Origin of the sequence: Paraclostridium sp., from assembly GCF_051656405.1 — a bacterium.
In the GTDB taxonomy this organism is placed as follows: Bacteria; Bacillota; Clostridia; order Peptostreptococcales; family Peptostreptococcaceae; genus Paraclostridium.
In genome coordinates this window covers 1-19,796 of the sequence record NZ_JBOGBV010000042.1, presented here as the reverse complement: position 1 = coordinate 19,796, position 19,796 = coordinate 1, and the positions used below count along the sequence as shown (strand labels likewise).

Sequence of the window (19,796 nt, the reverse complement as noted above, 5' to 3'; positions counted from 1 at the left end):
CTAATAATATATTAAATCAATTAAAAAAATATGTATAGCATAAAATTTCCTAATATAACAATAATTAATTGTGTTTTTTTAAAATAATTCCAAATACTAATATTGATTAAATTTATAACAAAAATATATGAAGGGAGTTTTTTATATGCTAGCTAAAAAAATATATAAAAATATAAAAGAAGAGAAAAAAGAATTGGAGAGAAAAACTAAAAGACATAAAGCTGCAAAAATAACTACACTTACAGCTTTAGGAATAGGAGCAGCAACTATAGGAGCTACAATGGTCTACAAAAAAGCTAAGGCAAAGCAAGAAGAGTATGACTATGATGAGTATGGGTATGGTTTAGAAAATATAGGAGAAGAAAATGAAGATTATGAATTGAAATCTAAAATAGAAGAATTCAATAGTAATAGATTAAGTTATGATAATGAAGATCATGTATCAAATGAAGAAATGAATAAATTTATAAATAAAATTGATAATGAAGATGAAAATTTAGATGAAGATCAATTTAAATAAAACTCCCTAAATGGGAGTTTTAATAATTTATACCAGCTGCTTTAATATTTTCCTTATCCATAGAGCTACAAGGCGTAACACCATAAGTCATGTTGCAATGATTACATTTATCAACATGCGTATTCATGATAAATGTATTTTTACAATTAGAACAAACTATTTCATGTGGTGTTCTTAATGGAAAACCAGCTTTATCTTTACTTCTAACTAAATCAACAGCTTGCTTTCCGTCATCCTTATTTGTATTTGCACATCCGCAAGACATAAAAAATCCTCCTAAGTAATAAATTATGTAGATTATTATATATGAAACAAATAAAAAAATCTGTAACAAATGTTACGAATTAGTATGTAATTTATTTAAAAAGATTTATAAAAATTATTATACATGGAAGTGAAAAGATATCTAGCAAGAATGCTCCTACTAAAGGAACTATCAATGATGCTTTTTCAGATGGACCATATTTATGGGTAACAGAATTTATGTTAGCTAATGCATTAGGTGTATTTCCTATTCCGTGGCCTATAATTCCTGATATCATTACTGCTGCATCAAAATTTTTTCCTAACACTTTAAAACATACAAAAATTGAGTAAATTAATATGAATATAACCTGAGCGAAAATTATTAAAAGCATAGGACCTGCAATAGTTGCTAAATCTAATAAGTTTATACTCATAAGGGCTATTATCAAAAACATTGAAAGTGCAATATCGCTTGCGAAATCTAATATATAAAAATTTAAATCTATTAATTTAACTTTATCATTAAAATTTCTAAATATACAAGCAACAACCATACAACCTACAACACTTGGTATAACAATAGATGTTTTTAAATATATTGTTTTTGCAATTAAGTTTCCAAAGTTCAAGCATAGAAGGATAACCAATGTATGTTCAAAAAAATTTATTGGGGTAAAAATATTAGATTTAGAATTTCTAGTTAAAAAGCCTTTGGTTAAAAAATTACATTTTTTATTGTATAACTTAGGGTATGGATTAAACTTAGGCTTTAGATGATTCTTCTCAATTAAATATCTGGCTACTGGAGCACCTAAAAGTCCTCCTATTATTATCCCTAAAGTTGCAGAAGCAAGACCTATAGTTACAGCACCGTTTATTCCCATTTTTTCTATAGTACTACCGAATGCAGCTGCATTTCCATGACCACCTTCCATTGATATGGTTCCACACATAAGAGCTATTAATGGGTGTATATTAGTAATTTTAGCTATTGTAACTGCTATTATATTTTGAGAAAGAGCTAAAAACCCACAGAGAATCCAGTACTTAAATAGCAGACTGCCTCCTTTTTTTACAAGTTTAAAGCTAGCATTGAGTCCTAAGATTGTAAAAAAAACAGTCATAAATATAGATATAAAATTTTGAGATACACTGATGTTTACAATATTGAAGATTCTTAAAAATAGTGATAAAAGTGTAAAAAGTAATCCGCCTATAACTGGTGATGGTATACAAAATTTTGAAAAAAATTTAATTTTATCTTTTAAGAAAGTACCAATTATGAAAAAGACTATAGCTATAGATAACGTAGATATCAAATTTAGATTTATATTCAAATCAAAGCACCTCCTAGAGAAAATTATATGACCTTAACGTGGAATTAATGAAAGTATATTTAAAAAAATATAGCAAAACATATAAAAATAGCGAAAAACAGACTACAATAATCGACAATTAATTTAAATGGTAAAATTTTAAATAAAATCTTGTTTTATTATGGCAAAATAGGGTAATATATATAATATAAAAATATTTTGAGGGGTGGTAAATATGAAAAAAATAAATGAATTATTAAAAGAGTTTAAGGATGAATTAAAAGGTATAATGGATACTATGTTAGTGAGTGAAAGGTTAAACTCTCAAAGATGTATAGCAAAAGATATAGATACAACTAAGACAATCATAGAACCAAAGGAAGAAAAAAGAGAACTTGATGAACAAGAAATGAGAAAACTACATAAATCTTTAACTAATTTAGTTGAAAATTTAAAGGGTGTAGGCGGAGAATTATTAGTAAGTGAAAGATTAAACACACAAAGATGTATAGCAAAAGATATAAATACAACTAAAACTATAATAGATCAAAAAGAAGATGAACATATAAGCATGGAAGAAATTGAAAAATTAGCAGATGAAGCTAAAGGTTTAGTTAATACTATGCTAAATGAAGAAAAATTAAATGAAGAAGTAGATGTAGTAAAAGGAAATGACACTACAGAAACAATAATAGATAAAGAGAAAAATTTAGAAAATACAGAAGAATTCCACAAATTAGTAGAAGAATTAAAAACATTAATGTCTACTATGTTAGTAGGAGAAAGATTAAATACACAAAGATGTATAGCAAAAGATATAGACACAACTAAAACAATCATAGATCAAAAAAATAAAAAAGTAAAATAGCTTGTCTATTTTACTTTTTTATTTTTTTGTGAGAAAATTATTATAAATACTTTATTAAGTGCTAATATTGAATAAAAGATGATTAACATGAAATGCATTGGACATAAATTAAATACAGGTAAAAATATAAATGATATAGATAATCATTTACAAATGAAAAATAAAGTAGTATAATTTAAAATATAAAATTTTCGGAGGATGATTTATGAGTATACTGATAAACAGTGCTGAAGAGACCTTCTTGCATGTAGGGTCACTAGTCAGCATGTCTATATTACTATTTGGATTTATAAACTACAAAACAAGCGGAAGTTTTGTAGAAATAATAAGTAAAAATAAAAAATTGCAACCACTATTTGGAGCTTTGTTAGGAGCTCTTCCTGGATGTGGGGGAAGTATAGTTTTAATGCCGCTATTTATAAGTAATAAGGTAACTTTTGGAACAATAATAGCTAGTTTAATTGCAAGTATGGGAGATAGTGCCTTTTTAATGATGACAACAGATTTTAAAGCATATATTTTAGTAACAATTATAAGTTTTTTAGTTGGTATTTTAACTGGATACATAGTTGACTATTTTAAAACAGAAGAAAAGTTAGAACTACATAAATGCAAATCTAATTTGGATAAAAGTAAATCTAATAATTATTCAAGAACATCAAATTCTAATTCATGTGATATTCAAAAAAGTAGAAGATTTTATCACCTAGCACATGAAATAGTTCATGGAATAGGATATAAAATATATTTATTATTGCTTATAACTGGATGCATATTTATGATACTAGCACATTCAGGTTTAGAGTTTGGATTTATAGAAGTGATGCATTCATTTGAAGAAATAATAGCTATAGTAGGGATAGCAGCATCTTTTATATATATGATAATGACTAAAAAGGTTATTGAAAATGAAAATTATGAAGAAAATGAACATAAACTGATGTCGTTAAAAGAAACTTTAATACATTCTGTAAGCGAAATATCATTTGTAATTGTCTGGATATTTGTAGCATATGTATTATATGATTTAATTATACTTATGGCTGGAGGCGAAGAAGCACTAGTAAAATTAATATTAGGAGCAGGTGTTATAAGTGTATTTGCTGGAGCTGCACTTGGAATTGTACCAGGGTGTGGAGTCCAAATTGTAGTTATGTCATTTTATTTAAAAGGAAGTTTACCTTTTGCAGCATTAGTTGCAAATAGTATATCTCAAGATGGAGATGCATTATTTCCTTTATTAGCTATGGATAAAAAGTCTGCTTTATGGGCAACTATAATAACCACAATTCCATCAATTATAGTAGGATTATTAATTTATTTCATGTAGAAAAAATTTATGGTTAATTTATAAGCATATATTCATATTCTATAATATAGGTTTTATTATGGAGGAAATATATGAAAAATAATTGTATGGTTGTTGGAATAGCGATTGGCGTTTTAGCTGGAGTATTATTTACAAGAATAAACTTTACAACACTTATTACTTTAGCACTTGGAATATGGATTGGATATTTTTTATCTAATAAAAAATAGAGGCTATCTCATGATTATGAGATAGCTTTTTTATTATTTTAAAATGTATGATTTATTATAAAATGTAAAATGGATATAATAAATAGTATAAAGTACATATAAATATATTGGGGAGGTGGGCTTGTGAGACACTTTATGGTTTATATGAAAAAGTATTTTGCTTTATTTATTTTAGGTATAGTACTGGTTAGCTTTGAAGCTATTTGCGATTTGATGCAACCTACTATATTGGCCAACATTATAGATATTGGTATAGCAAATAAAGATATGAATTATCTGATAAATAAAGGCTTTTTAATGGTAGTAATAACAATATCAGGAGCTGTTTTTGCTATTTTAAGAAGTATAATTTCAACAAATGTATCTCAAAAATTTGCTAGAGATTTAAGGAGCGATGTATTTGCACATATAAACTCATATTCATTTGAGAATATAGATAAAATAGGCAAAGGATCTTTAATAACTAGGAGCACTAATGATATTAACCAAATACAACAATTTGTAAATGGATTAATGCGAATAATAATAAAAGCACCTATACTTTGCATAGGCAGTTTTATATTAGCTATGAAGCTAAATTTAAAACTTTCGATAGTATTATTAGTTGGCATAATTATTATATTTGTCATAATTATCATAAATTTGAATATAGGTACACCTTATTTTAAGAAAGTTCAAATATCTTTAGACAATTTAAATTCAAATTTAAGACAATATCTATGCAATATAAGAATCGTTAAGTTATTTAATAGGTCAAAGTATGAAGAAGAAAAATTTGAGAATGTAAATATGGATTTATTAGAAGTAACTGAAAAAGCTATGAAGATTAGTGCTGTATTTAAGCCAACCATAACTTTAATTTCAAATATAACAATAGCAACTATATTATACTTGGGATCAAAATTAATTTTTAAAAATGAAATTGAAGTAGGTGTTATTGTAGCTTATATAAATTATATAGGTAGAATATTGACTTCATTGCTTATGATTGCTCATATTTTTAATGTATTTATAAGGGCAAAAGCATCTAGTGAAAGAGTTATAGAAGTTTTAGATACTCGAAATGATATAGACAAGAGAGGAAATATAAGAATAGATATCAGTGGTAGTTTAGAATTTAAAAATGTGAATTTTTCATATATTGATAATGAAAAAGTATTAAACGATATAAGCTTTAAAATAAATCAAGGAGAACATATAGGTATAATTGGGCCAACAGGAAGCGGAAAAACAACTTTAATAAACTTAATAATGAAATTTTATAAAATAGACAAAGGAATTTTAAATATAGATGGAAATGATATAAATAATTTGGACAGCAAAAATTTAAGAGAGTATATTGGATTAGTTCCACAAAAAAGTACTTTGTTTAATAAAACTATAATTAATAATATAAAAATGGGAAATAGAAAAGCTTCATTAGATGAGGTTATAGACGTATGTAAAATATGTGAATGTGATGAATTTATAAAAAGTTTTGAAAGTGGATATGAACAAATGGTTGGGGAAAATGGAACCAATTTATCAGGAGGCCAAAAGCAAAGAGCATGTATAGCGAGAGCATTAATAAAAAATCCTAAAATTTTAATTTTAGATGATTCATTTAGTGCTATGGACATAAAAACTGAAAATAGAATTAAAAACAATATAAAAAATTACTTAGATAATACTACATACATAGTGGTTTCTCAAAAGATTAGTTCTATATTAGATATGGATAAAATAATAGTTTTAGAAAATGGGAAAATAGTTGGTTTTGATAATCATAGCAACCTATTAAAACAATGTGATATGTATAAAGAAATATACAACTCTCAAATATCCCCAGATGTATAAAGGTGGTGGGTAATCAATGAAAAGTAAGATTGAAAGCAGATTTACACCAAGGAAGAAACCTAAAAATACAAGAAAGACAATTTTAAGACTTTTGAAATATTTTAAGAATGAGAAAAAAACATTAATATTAATAAGTATTTTGGTTTTTTTAGATTGTTTAATTGTTATATTAATACCGCTTTTAATAGGAAAGTGCATAGATATTATAGATATGAATGAATTTGGAAAATCTATATTTAAAATAACATTGGTAGCTTTAATTAGTTTTTACTTAATTGACTCAGTTGTAAGTTTATTTAAGGAATTTATAATAATAAATATGTCTCAAAGGGTTATAAAAAAAATACGATCATCTGTTTTTTCAAAGCTACAAACATTGCCAATTTCATATTTTGATGAACATAAAAATGGAGATCTAATGAGTAGAATGACTAATGACATCGATAATATAAGTAGTGGTATATCAAGTTCAATAGCTCAGATAATTACATCTAGTATAACTGTTTTAGGAACCGTAATTATGATGTTTATATTAAGTCCTCAGTTGACAATATTAAGCGTAATTACAATGCCTCTGGTTATTATACTAAGTAAATTTATTGCTAGAAGAAGTAAGTTATTTTTTAAAAACCAACAAATAGAATTAGGGTTATTAAACTCACATATAGAAGAAAATATAAAAAATATGAATGTGATAAAATCTTTTAACTATGAAGATGAATCAGTAGAAAGCTTTAATGAAATAAATAATAGGCTTTTAAGAGAATCTTTAAAAGCACAAATATATAGTTCGCTTCTTATGCCTATGATGAATGTTATTACAAACATATCATTTACGCTTATTTCAGTAGCAGGGGCATACCTTTCCATAAAAAATATAATAACTATAGGAACTATAGCTACATTTTTAAGTTACACAAAACAATTTACTAGGCCTTTAAATGAACTTGCAAATTTATTTAACACTTTTCAGATATCCATAGCTGGATGTGAAAGAGTTTTTGAAATATTAGATGAACAGGTAAAAGAAAAACATGTAAGTAAAGGTGTTAAAAATAAAAATATGTTAAAAGGGGATATCGAATTTGAAAATGTATGGTTTAAATATGGAAAAGGTGATTATATACTAAAGGACTTAAGCTTTAAGATTAAAGATGGAACAAGTAATGCCATAATAGGTACGACTGGAAGTGGTAAAACAACTATTATAAACCTTATAAATAGATTATATGAGCATGATAAAGGAAAAATTTTAATAGGCGGAAATGATGTAAATGACTATGACAAAGAATACTTTAATAATTCTTTATCAATTGTATTGCAAGATATATATTTATTCAATGGAACGATTTTAGATAATATAAAGTATTCGAAATTAGATGCTGAAAAAGAAGATGTAATTGATGCATGTAAAATTTCTAATTCACATAGTTTCATAATGAAATTAAAAAACAATTATGATACATGTATAGAAGAAGGCGGAGATAGTTTAAGTATTGGACAAAAACAATTAATAAGTATATCAAGAGCTATACTGAAAGAATCTCCAATATTGATTTTAGATGAAGCTACAAGTAGTATAGATACTAATACAGAAAGAAAAATACAAGAAGCTATAAAATATGCGATGAAAGATAAAACAAGTATAATAATAGCTCATAGATTAAGTACTATAAGATATTGCGATAACATAATGGTAGTAGATAAAGGGGTAATAGCTGAAAGTGGAACGCATGAGCAATTAATGAATAAAAAAGGCATTTATTACGATAGCATATGCTCACTAAACGGAGATAACATGAATTAAGGTGGCATTTAGATATACTAGATGTCACCTTAAAACTTAAAATATGTAATTAAAAGAAATGATTTAAAAATCCAGTATGTTCATTAAAAATATTAAATCCTATTAAAATAAGTATTATTCCTCCTGAAAATTTAGCAAAACTTCCTAAAATATATCCAACCTTATTTCCTATTAATACACCTAAAAAACAAAGTATGAATGTTATTATGCCTATACAAAGTATTATGGGTAGTATTGAAATATTTAAAAATGAAAAACTAACGCCTACTGCAAGAGCATCTATGCTAGTAGCTATAGCTAAAATAAATATATCAAAATTACTTAGTTTAGATGACTTAGAATCATCTTCTTTTGAAAAAATCATATTTAGACCTAAAAAACATAGCAAAACTAATGCTATTACGTGGTCAATAGACTTTATATATTCAGAAAATCCAATTCCTATTTTCCAACCGATAAGAGGCATTAAAGCTTGAAATAATCCAAAAGAAAATGCAATTTTAAGAGCAAGTTTAAAATCTAATTTTTTTATACACATACCTTTAGATAATGATACAGTGAATGCATCCATAGATAGTGCAATAGAAGTCATTAATATGAAAGTTATGCTCATGAAAATCCTCCCTATATATATTAAAATAAAATAGTTCAATATTAATATATATAGATATATACATGCAAATAGTACAAGTTTTATTAAAAAAGCGTACTTTACTATTTGTAAGGTACGCTTTAAAAACTATTTTTCTAATTGTTTTAATTCTTTTTCTTCTTTTTTCATTTCATGTTTTAATTCTTTAGCAAATTTATATTCCTCATGATTTTCATGTCTAAATTCTTTTTTATCTTCGTGTCTAGATTTTAAACATTCTACATCTTTTTTAAATTCATCTTCTATGTGTTTTACTTCATTTTTAACAGTCATTTTTAACATCTCCTTAAGAATAATTGATTTAATAATTAAATATTAGCACTAAAGGAAATATGTGTAAATATATAGTAAAAAACGTCGAAAGTTTTATATTTTCTAAAATATTATACACATCAAAAATATGAATAATTTTAATTTAAGTATACAAATGGATAAAATTTTTTACAATTATGAAAATTTATAGATAAAGTTTTTATAGATTATAGAAAAAGTGCTAAATAAATAATATAATAATATGAGTGGGTAAAAAAAGGAGGGGGTTTGTTATAAAAAAGTATAGTGGAGAAATTGGATTACTTTTAGTATCTCTAATTTGGGGGAGTGGATTTGTAGCAACTCAGCTTGGGTTGGAAAATGGGCTTACACCATTTCAATTAATGACAGGTAGGTTTTTTATAGGAGCATTTTTAATAAGTGTGGTATTCTTTAAAAAACTTAAAGATATAAATAAAAAAGATATTATTTCAGGGGTATTACTGGGTATATTTTTATTTATAGCATTTTCTTTTCAGACGTTTGGGTTGAAATATACAACCTCAGCGAAAAGTGCATTTTTAACAGCTGCAAATGTTGTAATAGTACCATTTGTAGGGTGTATTTTATATAAACGAAAGATAGAAAAAATAGGAATTATAAGTAGTTTAATTGCACTTATAGGAATAGGAATAATCTCATTAGAGTCAGATTTTAGCATAAGTTTTGGAGATGGACTGACATTAATCTGTGCAGTAGGATTTGCTATGCATATATTTTTAACTAGTGAATTTACAAAAAAACACGATCCTGTTGTGCTTACATGCATCCAAATGGCAACGGCATTTTTGCTATCACTGATATTACAGGTTTTGGCAGGAGAATTAAGTACCACTATAAACAACTCAACTGTAGGATCTGTACTATTTTTAGGAATATTTAATACAACTGTATGTTTTCTTGGGCAAACAATATGTCAAACCAAAGTTGATGGAACTAAAACAGCAATATTACTATCCACTGAAGCAATATTTGGAATGCTTTTTTCTGTAATAATAGCAAAGGAAATAATAACGCTTAGAATGATTTTAGGAAGTTTATTTATATTTACAGCTATTATTTGCGCAGAAACAAAATTATCATTTTTATTAAACACAGCAGATTCATTAGAACTTAATGAAATTGAATAAATCATTAATAAGTCATATTAAATAGATTGAATATTTTAATATGACTTATTTTATTTTTAAAATGTTTGGAAAATTACAAATTTATTAAATGAATTTGCTTTAAAAGTGGTTTTAGAGTAGATAGAATTAATATAATTATATAGTATAAAACAATTTGTGAGGAGTAATGCTATGGGAATTAACAATTTGTTAAAAACATATGAAGGGTTGTCAAAAGAAGTATATGTTTTGTTTATTGGAAGGATTGTAAATAGTTTAGGGGCTTTTGTACATCCTTTAATGGCTTTAATTTTAACTCGAAAAATTGGATTGTCAGTATCTGAAGCAGGTATATTTATAACTACACTATCTGCATTTCAAGCACCTGCAATGATATTTGGAGGAAAATTAGCAGATACGATAGGAAGAAGAAAAGTTATAATTATTTGTCAGTTTCTTGGAGCTTTAACACTTATAGCTTGTGGGTTTATGAAACCTTCAATAACAATGGCAAAAATAATGATTTTGTCATCTTGTCTGTATTCAATTTCATCACCTGCATTTGAAGCTTTGAATGCAGATATAACAACCTATAAAAATAGAAAAGCTTCGTATTCTCTTTTATACATGGGAAGTAATATAGGGTTTTGCATAGGACCTATATTAGGAGGCCTTTTATATGAAAATTACTTACCACTTATATTTATAGGAGATGGAATCACAACTTTAATAGCACTAGCCTTAATAATTTTATTTGTAAAAGAAAGAAAAATAAATGATGAAAATTATGAAAGCGAAGAGATTTTAAGCGATTTAGAACAAAAGGTAGAAGGTTCTGTATTTAAGGTTCTGATTCAAAGGCCTACACTAATATTCTTTTCTTTAGGAGTATTGATGTACTATTTTTCATATTCACAGTGGGGATTTGCATTACCGATACAGTTAGAAGATTTATTTGGATCAAGTGGAGCAAAACTTTATGGATTGCTAGGTGGAATAAATGGAGTAGTAGTTATAGTATTTACACCTATACTTACATCTTTAACAACAAAAATGAATGTATTAAAAGCTATGTCTATTGGAGGGTTATTTTATGCAATTGCATTTTTCATGTTTGGAATAGTAAATACGGTAGTTTTATTTTTTATAGGTGTATTTGTAATGACAATAGGAGAGATTTTAATAGTTATAAATCAAGGAACGTTTATTGCAAATAACACCCCTGCATCACATAGAGGAAGAATAAGTTCGATACTACCTTTAATATCAGGGATTGGATTTGCAATAGGACCTATGATTATGGGAGATATGATAGAAAAATATAATATATTTGTAGGATGGATGATTGTTGCAACAGTTGCTACTTTTGGAATGATTACGATGATGATGATAAAAAAGAGTATGAAAAATAATTAAAGGAAAACAAACAAATGAGTCATATAAGTATATATAAGAAGAAATAACTGTAAGATGAGGTGTTTGTATGAGTAAAAAAATTGCAGTAATATATAAAACTAAATATGGTAGTACAAAAAAATATGCAGGATGGATTGCTTTGAAGTTAGATGCAGATTTATATGAAATTTCCGATATAAGGTCAAAACATTTAGCCGAATATGAAACTATAATATTTGGAGGTGGTGTATATAGGGGTAAAATAAATGGATTAAACTTTATTGATCAAAACTATAACAAAATAAAAGATAAGAATATTTATATTTTTTCAGTTGGAATGGAAAGTATAAGTGGAAATAGAAAAGAATCATTAATAAAAAACAATTTTAAAAATATAGAAGAAAAAAATGTTGAATTTTATAATTTTAAAGGAGGATTAGATTATAGTTCGCTAAGTTTTATAGATAAAATTATGATGAAAGCATTAAAAAGCATTATAGACAAAAAGACTAAATCAGATTTAACAGAAGATGATAAAGTGGTCTTAAGGGGATTTGAAGAAAAAATAGACTTAACTGATAAAAAATCTATTGAAGAATTAATAGATAAAATCAATGTATATAAAAGTGCTAATGATAATTAAATTTAATTATCATTAGCACTTTCTTTAAATAAATAAAAACATTCTCAAAAACTCATAATAATCATCTGTTGAAAAAGATATTGTTTGAGTATTTATTAATTTACATTTTGGGTAAAAAGAAGCTTTATAAGCATCATAGTGATTTTTAAATTTGATTTCTATATCAAAGAAATCAGGTAGTTTTATTATATGTCTAGAAAGGTCACCTGATAGAGCTTGCTCAACACCATCTTTTATATTTTTTAAAGCTATATTTGGATGTATAGAGATAGATGCATTTCCTATTCCTTTTGAGACAGGAACTGTTACTATATTTGGATTTAGTTTTTTAGCATTTTTACAAAGTAGTTCATCTCCACTTAAAAATGCTACAGGAATATTAAAGTAAGCACTTATATATGCATTTACCATAAATTCTGTTGCGATTTCGCCATTTATCTTTACATAATCATATTTAGAACTATTCATTGTATGAGAAAGTGGGTTTCCATCTTGACTAGCTCCACTATGATATCCTATAAAAAGAGTTGCATCAAAAGTAGGGTCAATACCTGCCATCATAATAAGAGGACCATTAGTCCAGCCTCTAACTAAACTTACATTTGTAGGAAGTAAAGATGGATTAATATTTCGAGCGCTATCATGAGCATCTTTTACTAAAATAAAATCACAATTATTTTTGTTGGCTCCATCACAAGCTGATTTAACCTCTTTAGTCATCTGAGTTTTATGATATTCTGAATGAGCACAATTAAGGTTAGTTTCATCCCAATTTACAATTCCACATGTACCTTCTATATCAGCACTTATATATACTCTCATAAGATTTCCCCCTAATCTTTATTAAAATTAAAATTATTAAGAGGACTGTCTATTAATAATTTTAATTTTCATATAATAGATATAGTTATTTTGATTTTAAAATATACATATAAAAAGCATATTAATGGAGGAAACTTATGAATTTGACAAGAGAAACTTATTTAGAGATTGATTTAGATATAATAAATAAAAATATATGTGAGATAAAAAAATATATTTCAAAAAATACAAAATTAGCTATAGTAGTTAAAGCAGATGCATATGGGCATGGGGCAGTTGAACTATGCAAGAATATAGACAAAGAAAATGTAGATTATATATGTGTTGCAGCTATAAGTGAAGCTTTTGAGCTAAGGAAAAATAATATAGATTTGCCCATTTTAGTAATGGGATATATTCCGGACGCCTATTTGGATTTGGCTATTGAAAAAAATATAACAATTACAGTGTTTTCAACTAAGCAAGCTAATATAATTAATTGTATTTGCAAGAAAAAAAATATCGAGGGTAGGATTCATATAAAAATAGACACAGGATTTAATAGATTAGGGTTTAAAATTGATGAATCTATCTTTGAAGATATAAAGAGTATTATAAATTTAGAGCATATATTTGTGGAAGGAATTTTCTCTCATTTAGCACTTAAAGATGAAAAATCTGATTATGAACAATTCAATAAGTTTAAAAATATATTATATGAAATATCCAAATATAAAGATATACCTATAAAGCATATATGTGACAGTATAGGCATGGTAGCTTATGAGGATTTCCATCTAGATATGGTTAGGGTTGGATCTAGTATATATGGATATAATAGTCGCAAGTCAAATTTAAACTCGAGAGAGGCTATTACATTTAAATCAAAAATAATACAAGTAAAAAAACTTCTTAAAGGAGAAGGTGTAAGTTATGATTATTCATACATAGCAAATAAGGATATGAATATAGGTATTATACCGTGTGGATATGCAGATGGGATACCAAGATGCCTATCAAATAAAGGTTATGTATATGTAAATAATAAAAAATGTAATATAATAGGCAAGATTTGCATGGACCAAATAATTATAGACATAAGTAATATAGATGAAAATGATTATGAAAAAGATGTTGTTTTTTATGGGAAAAATGGACCAAATATTTTAGAGGTTGCGAACTTATGTGATACAAATAGAAATGAAATACTTATATTAACCTCAAGAAGAGTTGATAAAGTTTATTTAAAAAATAATAAAATAATAAAAAATTTAAATTATATACTGGAGGATGATTAATGATGATATTTCCAAAACAGTTAAATCAGGGTGATACTATAGGGATAATAGCACCATCAAGTCCATATAAACCTGAGAGCAAAGATTCTTTAAATTTTGAAATGGATAAAATAAAAAGAACCATTGAAAGTTTTGGATATAAAGTGAAAATGGGAGACACTTGTTATATAAGTTATAAAGGATATTTAGCAGGTGATGATAATACAAGAGTTAAAGATATAGAAATAATGTTTGAAGACAAAGAAGTTGATGGAATTTTATGTCTTAGAGGTGGATATGGAACTCCTAGAATACTTGATAAAATAAACTATGACATTATAAAAGCAAATCCAAAAGTATTTATTGGATACTCAGACATAACTGCACTTCATATAGCTTTTAATCAATATTGCAATTTAGTAACTTATCATGGAATAATGGCATCGACATCACCAAAATGGCATGACTTTACTTACAATTCTTTTAAAAATATGATTAATATGAAAGATAACTTAGTTATAGAAAATCCTATCGGGGAAGAATTATACACTATAGTAGATGGAGTTGCAGAAGGAAAAATAATAGGTGGAAATTTATCATTGATAGCAAGTACTATGGGAACTAAATATGAGATTGATACTAAAGATAAAATTTTGTTTATAGAAGAAGTTGGAGAACCAATATATAGGATAGATAGAATGCTTACACAACTAGAATTAGGAGGTAAATTTGAAGCTTGCGGAGGTATTATATTTGGAGATTTTGAAGCTTGTAAAAAAGAGAAAGAAGATGACTATGAGTTATATGATTTACTATCAGATAGAGTTAAAAAGTACAATAAACCTTGTATATACAACTTGCAATCAGGACATTGTAATCCAATGATAAGCATACCTTTAGGTGTAAATTGCAAATTAGATGCTACAAATAAAAATATATATTTTAGTAGATAGAAAACAGCAGTTACATAAAATTTTATGTAACTGCTGTTTTAACTTAAAGATATTAAAAGAGGTTACTATCTAACATAAAAAATATATGGTAGAATTATGTATATACATAAGAGATTTAAAGAGGTGGATATATGTTTAATGTAGCGATAATAACTTTAAGTGACAAAGGTTCTATGGGTAAAAGAGAAGATATAACAGGAAAGAAACTTGCTGACTTTATAAATGGCAAAGAAGAATATGAAGTTAAATATTACACTATGATTCCTGACGATAAAGAAAAGCTAAAAAATGAAATTATAAAATTGTGTAATTTAGATGTAGATTTGATATTAACTAATGGAGGAACTGGATTTTCTAAAAGAGATGTAACTCCAGAAGCTACAAAGGAAGTTATTGAAAGGGAAATTCCGGGAATTAGTGAATACATAAGAATGGAATCTTGTAAAATAACTAAGAGAGCAATGCTTAGTAGAGGTATAAGTGGAATAAGACAAAATACAGTTATAATAAATTTACCAGGAAGTCCTAAAGGAGCAATAGAAAGTATTGAATTTGTAATAGATACCATAGGACATGGGATAGATATACTAAAAGGTGAAGCTGTGGAGTGTGCAAATGATAGACAAGTATAACAGAGAAATAGACTACTTAAGAATTTCTTTAACCGATAAATGTAATTTAAGTTGTATTTATTGTATGCCTAAAAAAATTGAATTTGATAAAAATATAAATGATGTATTAAGTTTTGAAAATTATAAATTTATAATTAAAGGATTTTCAAAATTAGGAATAAAAAAGGTAAGATTTACAGGTGGAGAACCACTTATCTATGATAATTTACAAGATCTTATAAAATACACAAAAGAAAATTGCAATATAGATGATATATGCATAACGACAAATGCTATAGGTCTTTATGAAAAAATCGATAAGTTAAAAGAAAACGGGTTAAAAAAGGTTAATATAAGTTTGGACTCCCTAGATGAAGATAAATACAAAAAAATAACTAGAGGGGGAGACTTAAAAGAAGTATTAAAATCAATTGATAAATGTATGGAATTAGGTATTAAAGTAAAAATAAACTGTGTTTTAATAAAAGGATTAAATGATGATGAACTAAATCAATTTATAAATTTAACAAAAAATAAGGAAATAGATGTTAGATTTATAGAATTGATGCCTATAGGAGAAGGTTTAAAAATATTTAAAAATGGATATATCAATTTAAAAGAAGCTTTAAATAAAATAGAAATCTTAAAACCTATAAAAAATGAAGAAAAAAGTGTTGCATCTTATTATAAACTTGGAAATTCAAAAGGAAAAGTAGGAATAATTACACCTATGAGTTGCTCGTTTTGTAGTGAATGTAACAGAATAAGAATGACTTCTAATGGAAAAGTAAAGTTGTGTTTACATTCCAGTGAAGAGTTAGACATTAATAAGTATTTAAACAATGAGAATGAGTTTACTAATTTGATAGAAAAGTATATATACGAAAAACCAGAAAAACATAAGCTACTAGAGAATAAAAAAAGTGATACAAAAAGAAATATGAATCAAATAGGTGGTTAAAAAATTAAAGATATATATTAAATAGATTACTATTTAATATATATCTTTTTTTATTACAGCTCTCATCATAAAAAAGACAGGAGGAGTAGAAAAAACTGGAGCAAATAAAGGTGCTATAATCTCATTAATATTAAGTATATTTACAAATAAGATTATTATTATCATATTCAAGAAAAATTCAAATACGTAAACTAAAGAAGATAATAAAAACTTTTTAGCGGTATAATTAGACTGTTTAAATGTAAATTTTGAATTTAAAAAATATGAAGCAGATACACTTATTAAACTAGTTATAGAATAGGCTAATAAATATTGAAATTCAAAAAATAAATATAAACTAATATAAATCATTTGAGAAATTACGAAATTTGTTATGCCTATAGCATTAAATTTAAGATATTCTATAATTTTCATTTTATACTTTTTTAAAATTAAACTCATTATACTTTCTCCTTAATATTGACTGATGATGTCGTTAGATGTAAAAATGTTTCATAATATAGTATTGGTTTTATAATAACATGATATTTACATATAAAAAACAAAAAAACTATATACATAAGGAAAAATGTGGTATATAATTATAGTGTGTTAAATTAAAAACAAATAATAATGCTTAAAAAAACGTTTAACAAGGGGGAAAAGACATGAGTTATGCATTTTTTATGCCGAATATAAGTTTAATGGGACCAGGGTGTGTTAAGAAAATAGCAGAAGAGATAACTTCGAGAGGACTTAAAAAAGCCCTTATAGTATGTGGAAAAAGATCTTCTAAAAGTGAAGAGTTCAAAGGGGTAACTGATCTTTTAGAAGAAAATAATATAGATTATGTAGTTTATCCAGGATCTATACCAAATCCAACTGTAAAAAGTGTTATGGATGGGGTTGAAATATTAAAAGAAAATGACTGTGATTTTGTAATCTCTTATGGAGGAGGTTCTCCTCATGACTGTGCAAAAGGAATTGCATTAGTTGCAACAAATGGAGGAAATATAAAGGATTATGAAGGAGTAAATAAATCTTCTAAACCTCAATTACCTTTAATTTCAATAAATACAACAGCAGGAACAGCTTCTGAAATGACAGTATTCTCTATAATTACAGATGAAGAAAGACATGTAAAAATGGCTATAGTTGATAAAAATGTTACGCCAATACTTGCAGTAAATGATCCAGAGTTAATGGTTAGTATGCCTAAATCACTAACAGCAGCAACAGGAATGGATGCTTTAACTCATGCAGTTGAGGCATATGTATCAACTGCAGCTACACCAGTTACTGATGCTTGTGCTCAAAAAGCTATAGAGCTTATAAATGATCATCTAAGAAATGCAGTAGAAGATGGAAATAACATGGAAGCAAGAGATATGATGGCTTATGCTGAATACTTAGCAGGAATGGCATTTAACTCAGCTTCACTTGGATATGTGCATGCAATTGCACACCAACTTGGTGGTTTTTATGATTTACCACATGGAGTATGTAATGCTATATTACTTCCAGAAGTACAAGTATTTAACTCTACAGTTTGTAGTGCTAAGTTAAAGGATGTAGCTAAGTTTATGGGTGTTGAAACTAAGAACATGAGTGATGAAGAAGGAGCAAAAGCTTGTATAGAAGTTATAAGAAAATTATCAAGTGATATAGATATACCAGCAGGCCTTAAAGAGCTAGGAGTTAAAGTAGAAGATTTTGATATTTTAGCAGATAATGCACTTAAAGATGCTTGTGGATTAACAAATCCAATAAAAGCAACTCATCAAGATGTAAAAGATATACTTACAAGATCGATGGGGAATGCAACTGAACTTGCTTAAAAATTAAATAAATTATTATATATCAAAAAAGATTATCTTGAATTAATTTAAGATAATCTTTTTTTGTATAAATTTAAAATATGCATACGTAAAAAAGCATAGACAAAGTTTTTGCCTATGCTTTAAAATTTATCCAACTATAACTAATTCTTTATCATGTTTATTTAAATTTTCATGACCATCTTTTGTAACTAGAACTAAATCTTCTATTCTAACTCCGAATTCACCTGGTAAGTATATACCTGGCTCAACAGAGAATATCATACCTTCTTGAACACAATCAGTATTAACAGAAGAAACATCTCCCATATCATGACACTCAAGACCTATAGAGTGACCAGTTCTATGAGTGAAGTATTTTCCGTATCCTTTTTCTGTTATATAATCTCTAGCAGCTGCATCTATATCACAGAATCTAACACCTGGCTTAACTAAAGCGATAGCTCTTTTATTAGCTTCTAAAACTATCTCAAATACTTCTTTAGCTTTTTCAGGAGCTTCTTTATAGAATACTGTTCTAGTCATGTCTGAACAGTAATTATCTTTTACACAACCTATATCAAGTATTATAGCATCTCCAACTTTGACTTTTCTATCTCCAGGAGTACCGTGTGGATCTGCTCCAGTTGGTCCAAATCCTATTATAGGAGAGAATGAGAAACCATCAGCACCTAAATCTTCATATATTCCAGATAATTTGTTAGCAAGTTGTTTTTCTGTTAAATCTGCATTTACAGTATCTTTTAATCTCTTCATAGCTTCATCGTTTAAAGCAGAAGCTTTTCTCATTAAATCCTTTTCCTCTTCATCTTTAGAAGATCTTAAAGTATCTACTATGTAAGAAGAATTTACAAATTTACATCCTGGACATAAATCCATTAAAGCTAATAAGAATTTTGAAGGCCAGTTTTTATCAACACCTATAGTACCAGTTTTATCTATACCATTGGAAACGATTTCTACTGAGTTTTGAGTATCGTTAAACCAAACCATCTCAACACCTAAGTCTTCAGTCACAGGGAATAATTCGTTTATAAACATCTTATTATTTCCATTAACATTTATATATAATGCTAATAATCTTTCTCCTGGATGTATCATTTTTCCTGTTAAGTAGAATATTGCATATGGAT

General features: G+C 26.6%; 21 protein-coding genes. 14 read left to right on the top strand and 7 right to left on the bottom strand.

Annotation, left to right across the window (positions count from 1 at the left end; genetic code table 11):
* The first annotated feature begins 145 nt into the window (after positions 1-145).
* Positions 146-520 (top strand): hypothetical protein, encoded by a 375-nt coding sequence (locus ACRDDE_RS05545; protein WP_438626098.1) that lies wholly within the window; start codon positions 146-148, stop codon positions 518-520.
* A gap of 19 nt (positions 521-539) precedes the next feature.
* On the opposite strand, the gene ACRDDE_RS05540 is transcribed toward ACRDDE_RS05545, so the two are convergent.
* Both ACRDDE_RS05540 and ACRDDE_RS05535 read right to left on the bottom strand, forming a co-directional pair.
* Positions 540-785: a hypothetical protein gene (locus ACRDDE_RS05540; protein WP_438626097.1), complete on the bottom strand. Its 246-nt coding sequence runs from the start codon at positions 783-785 to the stop codon at positions 540-542.
* Between the two features lie 91 nt (positions 786-876).
* On the bottom strand, positions 877-2,103 hold the full coding sequence (locus ACRDDE_RS05535) for a sodium/glutamate symporter (RefSeq protein ID WP_438626095.1): 1,227 nt from the start codon (positions 2,101-2,103) through the stop codon (positions 877-879).
* A 214-nt stretch (positions 2,104-2,317) separates the two neighbouring features.
* Between ACRDDE_RS05535 and ACRDDE_RS05530 the strand changes: the two genes are divergently transcribed.
* The 5 genes from ACRDDE_RS05530 to ACRDDE_RS05510 all read left to right on the top strand — a co-directional run bounded on the left by ACRDDE_RS05530 (position 2,318) and on the right by ACRDDE_RS05510 (position 8,132).
* Complete coding sequence (locus ACRDDE_RS05530) at positions 2,318-2,950, top strand: hypothetical protein (protein WP_438626093.1); 633 nt, start codon at positions 2,318-2,320, stop codon at positions 2,948-2,950.
* 205 nt (positions 2,951-3,155) lie between these two features.
* Positions 3,156-4,280 (top strand): putative manganese transporter, encoded by a 1,125-nt coding sequence (locus ACRDDE_RS05525; RefSeq protein WP_438626091.1) that lies wholly within the window; start codon positions 3,156-3,158, stop codon positions 4,278-4,280.
* A gap of 71 nt (positions 4,281-4,351) precedes the next feature.
* Positions 4,352-4,489 carry a hypothetical protein gene (locus tag ACRDDE_RS05520; protein WP_161794392.1) on the top strand — a complete coding sequence of 46 codons (138 nt, stop codon included), beginning with the start codon at positions 4,352-4,354 and terminating at the stop codon, positions 4,487-4,489.
* 123 nt (positions 4,490-4,612) lie between these two features.
* Positions 4,613-6,325 (top strand): ABC transporter ATP-binding protein, encoded by a 1,713-nt coding sequence (locus tag ACRDDE_RS05515; RefSeq protein WP_438626089.1) that lies wholly within the window; start codon positions 4,613-4,615, stop codon positions 6,323-6,325.
* Positions 6,326-6,341: 16 nt separating this feature from the next.
* Positions 6,342-8,132, top strand: coding sequence for an ABC transporter ATP-binding protein (locus tag ACRDDE_RS05510; RefSeq protein WP_438626087.1), 1,791 nt, complete (start codon positions 6,342-6,344; stop codon positions 8,130-8,132).
* Positions 8,133-8,181: 49 nt separating this feature from the next.
* Here ACRDDE_RS05510 and ACRDDE_RS05505 read toward each other — a convergent pair whose 3' ends face one another.
* Together ACRDDE_RS05505 and ACRDDE_RS05500 are read right to left on the bottom strand one after the other, a co-directional pair.
* On the bottom strand, positions 8,182-8,745 hold the full coding sequence (locus tag ACRDDE_RS05505) for a manganese efflux pump MntP (RefSeq protein WP_438626085.1): 564 nt from the start codon (positions 8,743-8,745) through the stop codon (positions 8,182-8,184).
* 126 nt (positions 8,746-8,871) lie between these two features.
* Entirely contained in the window at positions 8,872-9,057 is a 186-nt protein-coding gene (locus tag ACRDDE_RS05500) for a hypothetical protein (protein ID WP_438626083.1), read from the bottom strand.
* A gap of 245 nt (positions 9,058-9,302) precedes the next feature.
* On the opposite strand from ACRDDE_RS05500, the gene ACRDDE_RS05495 reads away from it, so the two are divergent.
* The 3 genes from ACRDDE_RS05495 (at position 9,303) to ACRDDE_RS05485 (ending at position 12,243) form a co-directional block, all read left to right on the top strand.
* A complete protein-coding gene (locus tag ACRDDE_RS05495; protein ID WP_438626082.1) occupies positions 9,303-10,226 on the top strand; it encodes a DMT family transporter in 924 nt (307 codons plus the stop codon).
* A gap of 171 nt (positions 10,227-10,397) precedes the next feature.
* Positions 10,398-11,621, top strand: coding sequence for an MDR family MFS transporter (locus ACRDDE_RS05490; protein WP_438626081.1), 1,224 nt, complete (start codon positions 10,398-10,400; stop codon positions 11,619-11,621).
* Positions 11,622-11,688: 67 nt separating this feature from the next.
* Entirely contained in the window at positions 11,689-12,243 is a 555-nt protein-coding gene (locus ACRDDE_RS05485; RefSeq protein ID WP_438626080.1) for a flavodoxin domain-containing protein, read from the top strand.
* A 24-nt stretch (positions 12,244-12,267) separates the two neighbouring features.
* Here ACRDDE_RS05485 and ACRDDE_RS05480 read toward each other — a convergent pair whose 3' ends face one another.
* Positions 12,268-13,065, bottom strand: a complete 798-nt coding sequence (locus tag ACRDDE_RS05480) for a M55 family metallopeptidase (protein WP_438626079.1) — start codon at positions 13,063-13,065, stop codon at positions 12,268-12,270.
* A 137-nt stretch (positions 13,066-13,202) separates the two neighbouring features.
* Between ACRDDE_RS05480 and alr the strand changes: the two genes are divergently transcribed.
* From alr to moaA, 4 genes are all read left to right on the top strand, one after another.
* Positions 13,203-14,342: an alanine racemase gene (alr, locus tag ACRDDE_RS05475; protein WP_438626077.1), complete on the top strand. Its 1,140-nt coding sequence runs from the start codon at positions 13,203-13,205 to the stop codon at positions 14,340-14,342.
* Positions 14,342-15,274: a S66 peptidase family protein gene (locus ACRDDE_RS05470; protein ID WP_438626075.1), complete on the top strand. Its 933-nt coding sequence runs from the start codon at positions 14,342-14,344 to the stop codon at positions 15,272-15,274. The genes alr and ACRDDE_RS05470 overlap by 1 nt, the downstream gene beginning before the upstream one ends.
* Positions 15,275-15,405: 131 nt before the next feature.
* Positions 15,406-15,906 (top strand): MogA/MoaB family molybdenum cofactor biosynthesis protein, encoded by a 501-nt coding sequence (locus ACRDDE_RS05465; protein ID WP_438626073.1) that lies wholly within the window; start codon positions 15,406-15,408, stop codon positions 15,904-15,906.
* Positions 15,890-16,846, top strand: coding sequence for a GTP 3',8-cyclase MoaA (moaA, locus tag ACRDDE_RS05460; protein WP_438626071.1), 957 nt, complete (start codon positions 15,890-15,892; stop codon positions 16,844-16,846). Before ACRDDE_RS05465 ends, moaA begins: the two co-directional genes overlap by 17 nt.
* 33 nt (positions 16,847-16,879) lie before the next feature.
* Here moaA and ACRDDE_RS05455 read toward each other — a convergent pair whose 3' ends face one another.
* Positions 16,880-17,287, bottom strand: coding sequence for a GtrA family protein (locus ACRDDE_RS05455; protein WP_438626069.1), 408 nt, complete (start codon positions 17,285-17,287; stop codon positions 16,880-16,882).
* 206 nt (positions 17,288-17,493) lie between these two features.
* Between ACRDDE_RS05455 and yiaY the strand changes: the two genes are divergently transcribed.
* Positions 17,494-18,663, top strand: a complete 1,170-nt coding sequence (yiaY, locus tag ACRDDE_RS05450) for an L-threonine dehydrogenase (RefSeq protein ID WP_438626068.1) — start codon at positions 17,494-17,496, stop codon at positions 18,661-18,663.
* Positions 18,664-18,792: 129 nt separating this feature from the next.
* Here the strand turns inward: yiaY and ACRDDE_RS05445 are convergent.
* On the bottom strand, positions 18,793-19,796 hold a 1,004-nt coding region (locus ACRDDE_RS05445), incomplete at its 5' end, for a M24 family metallopeptidase (protein ID WP_438626067.1).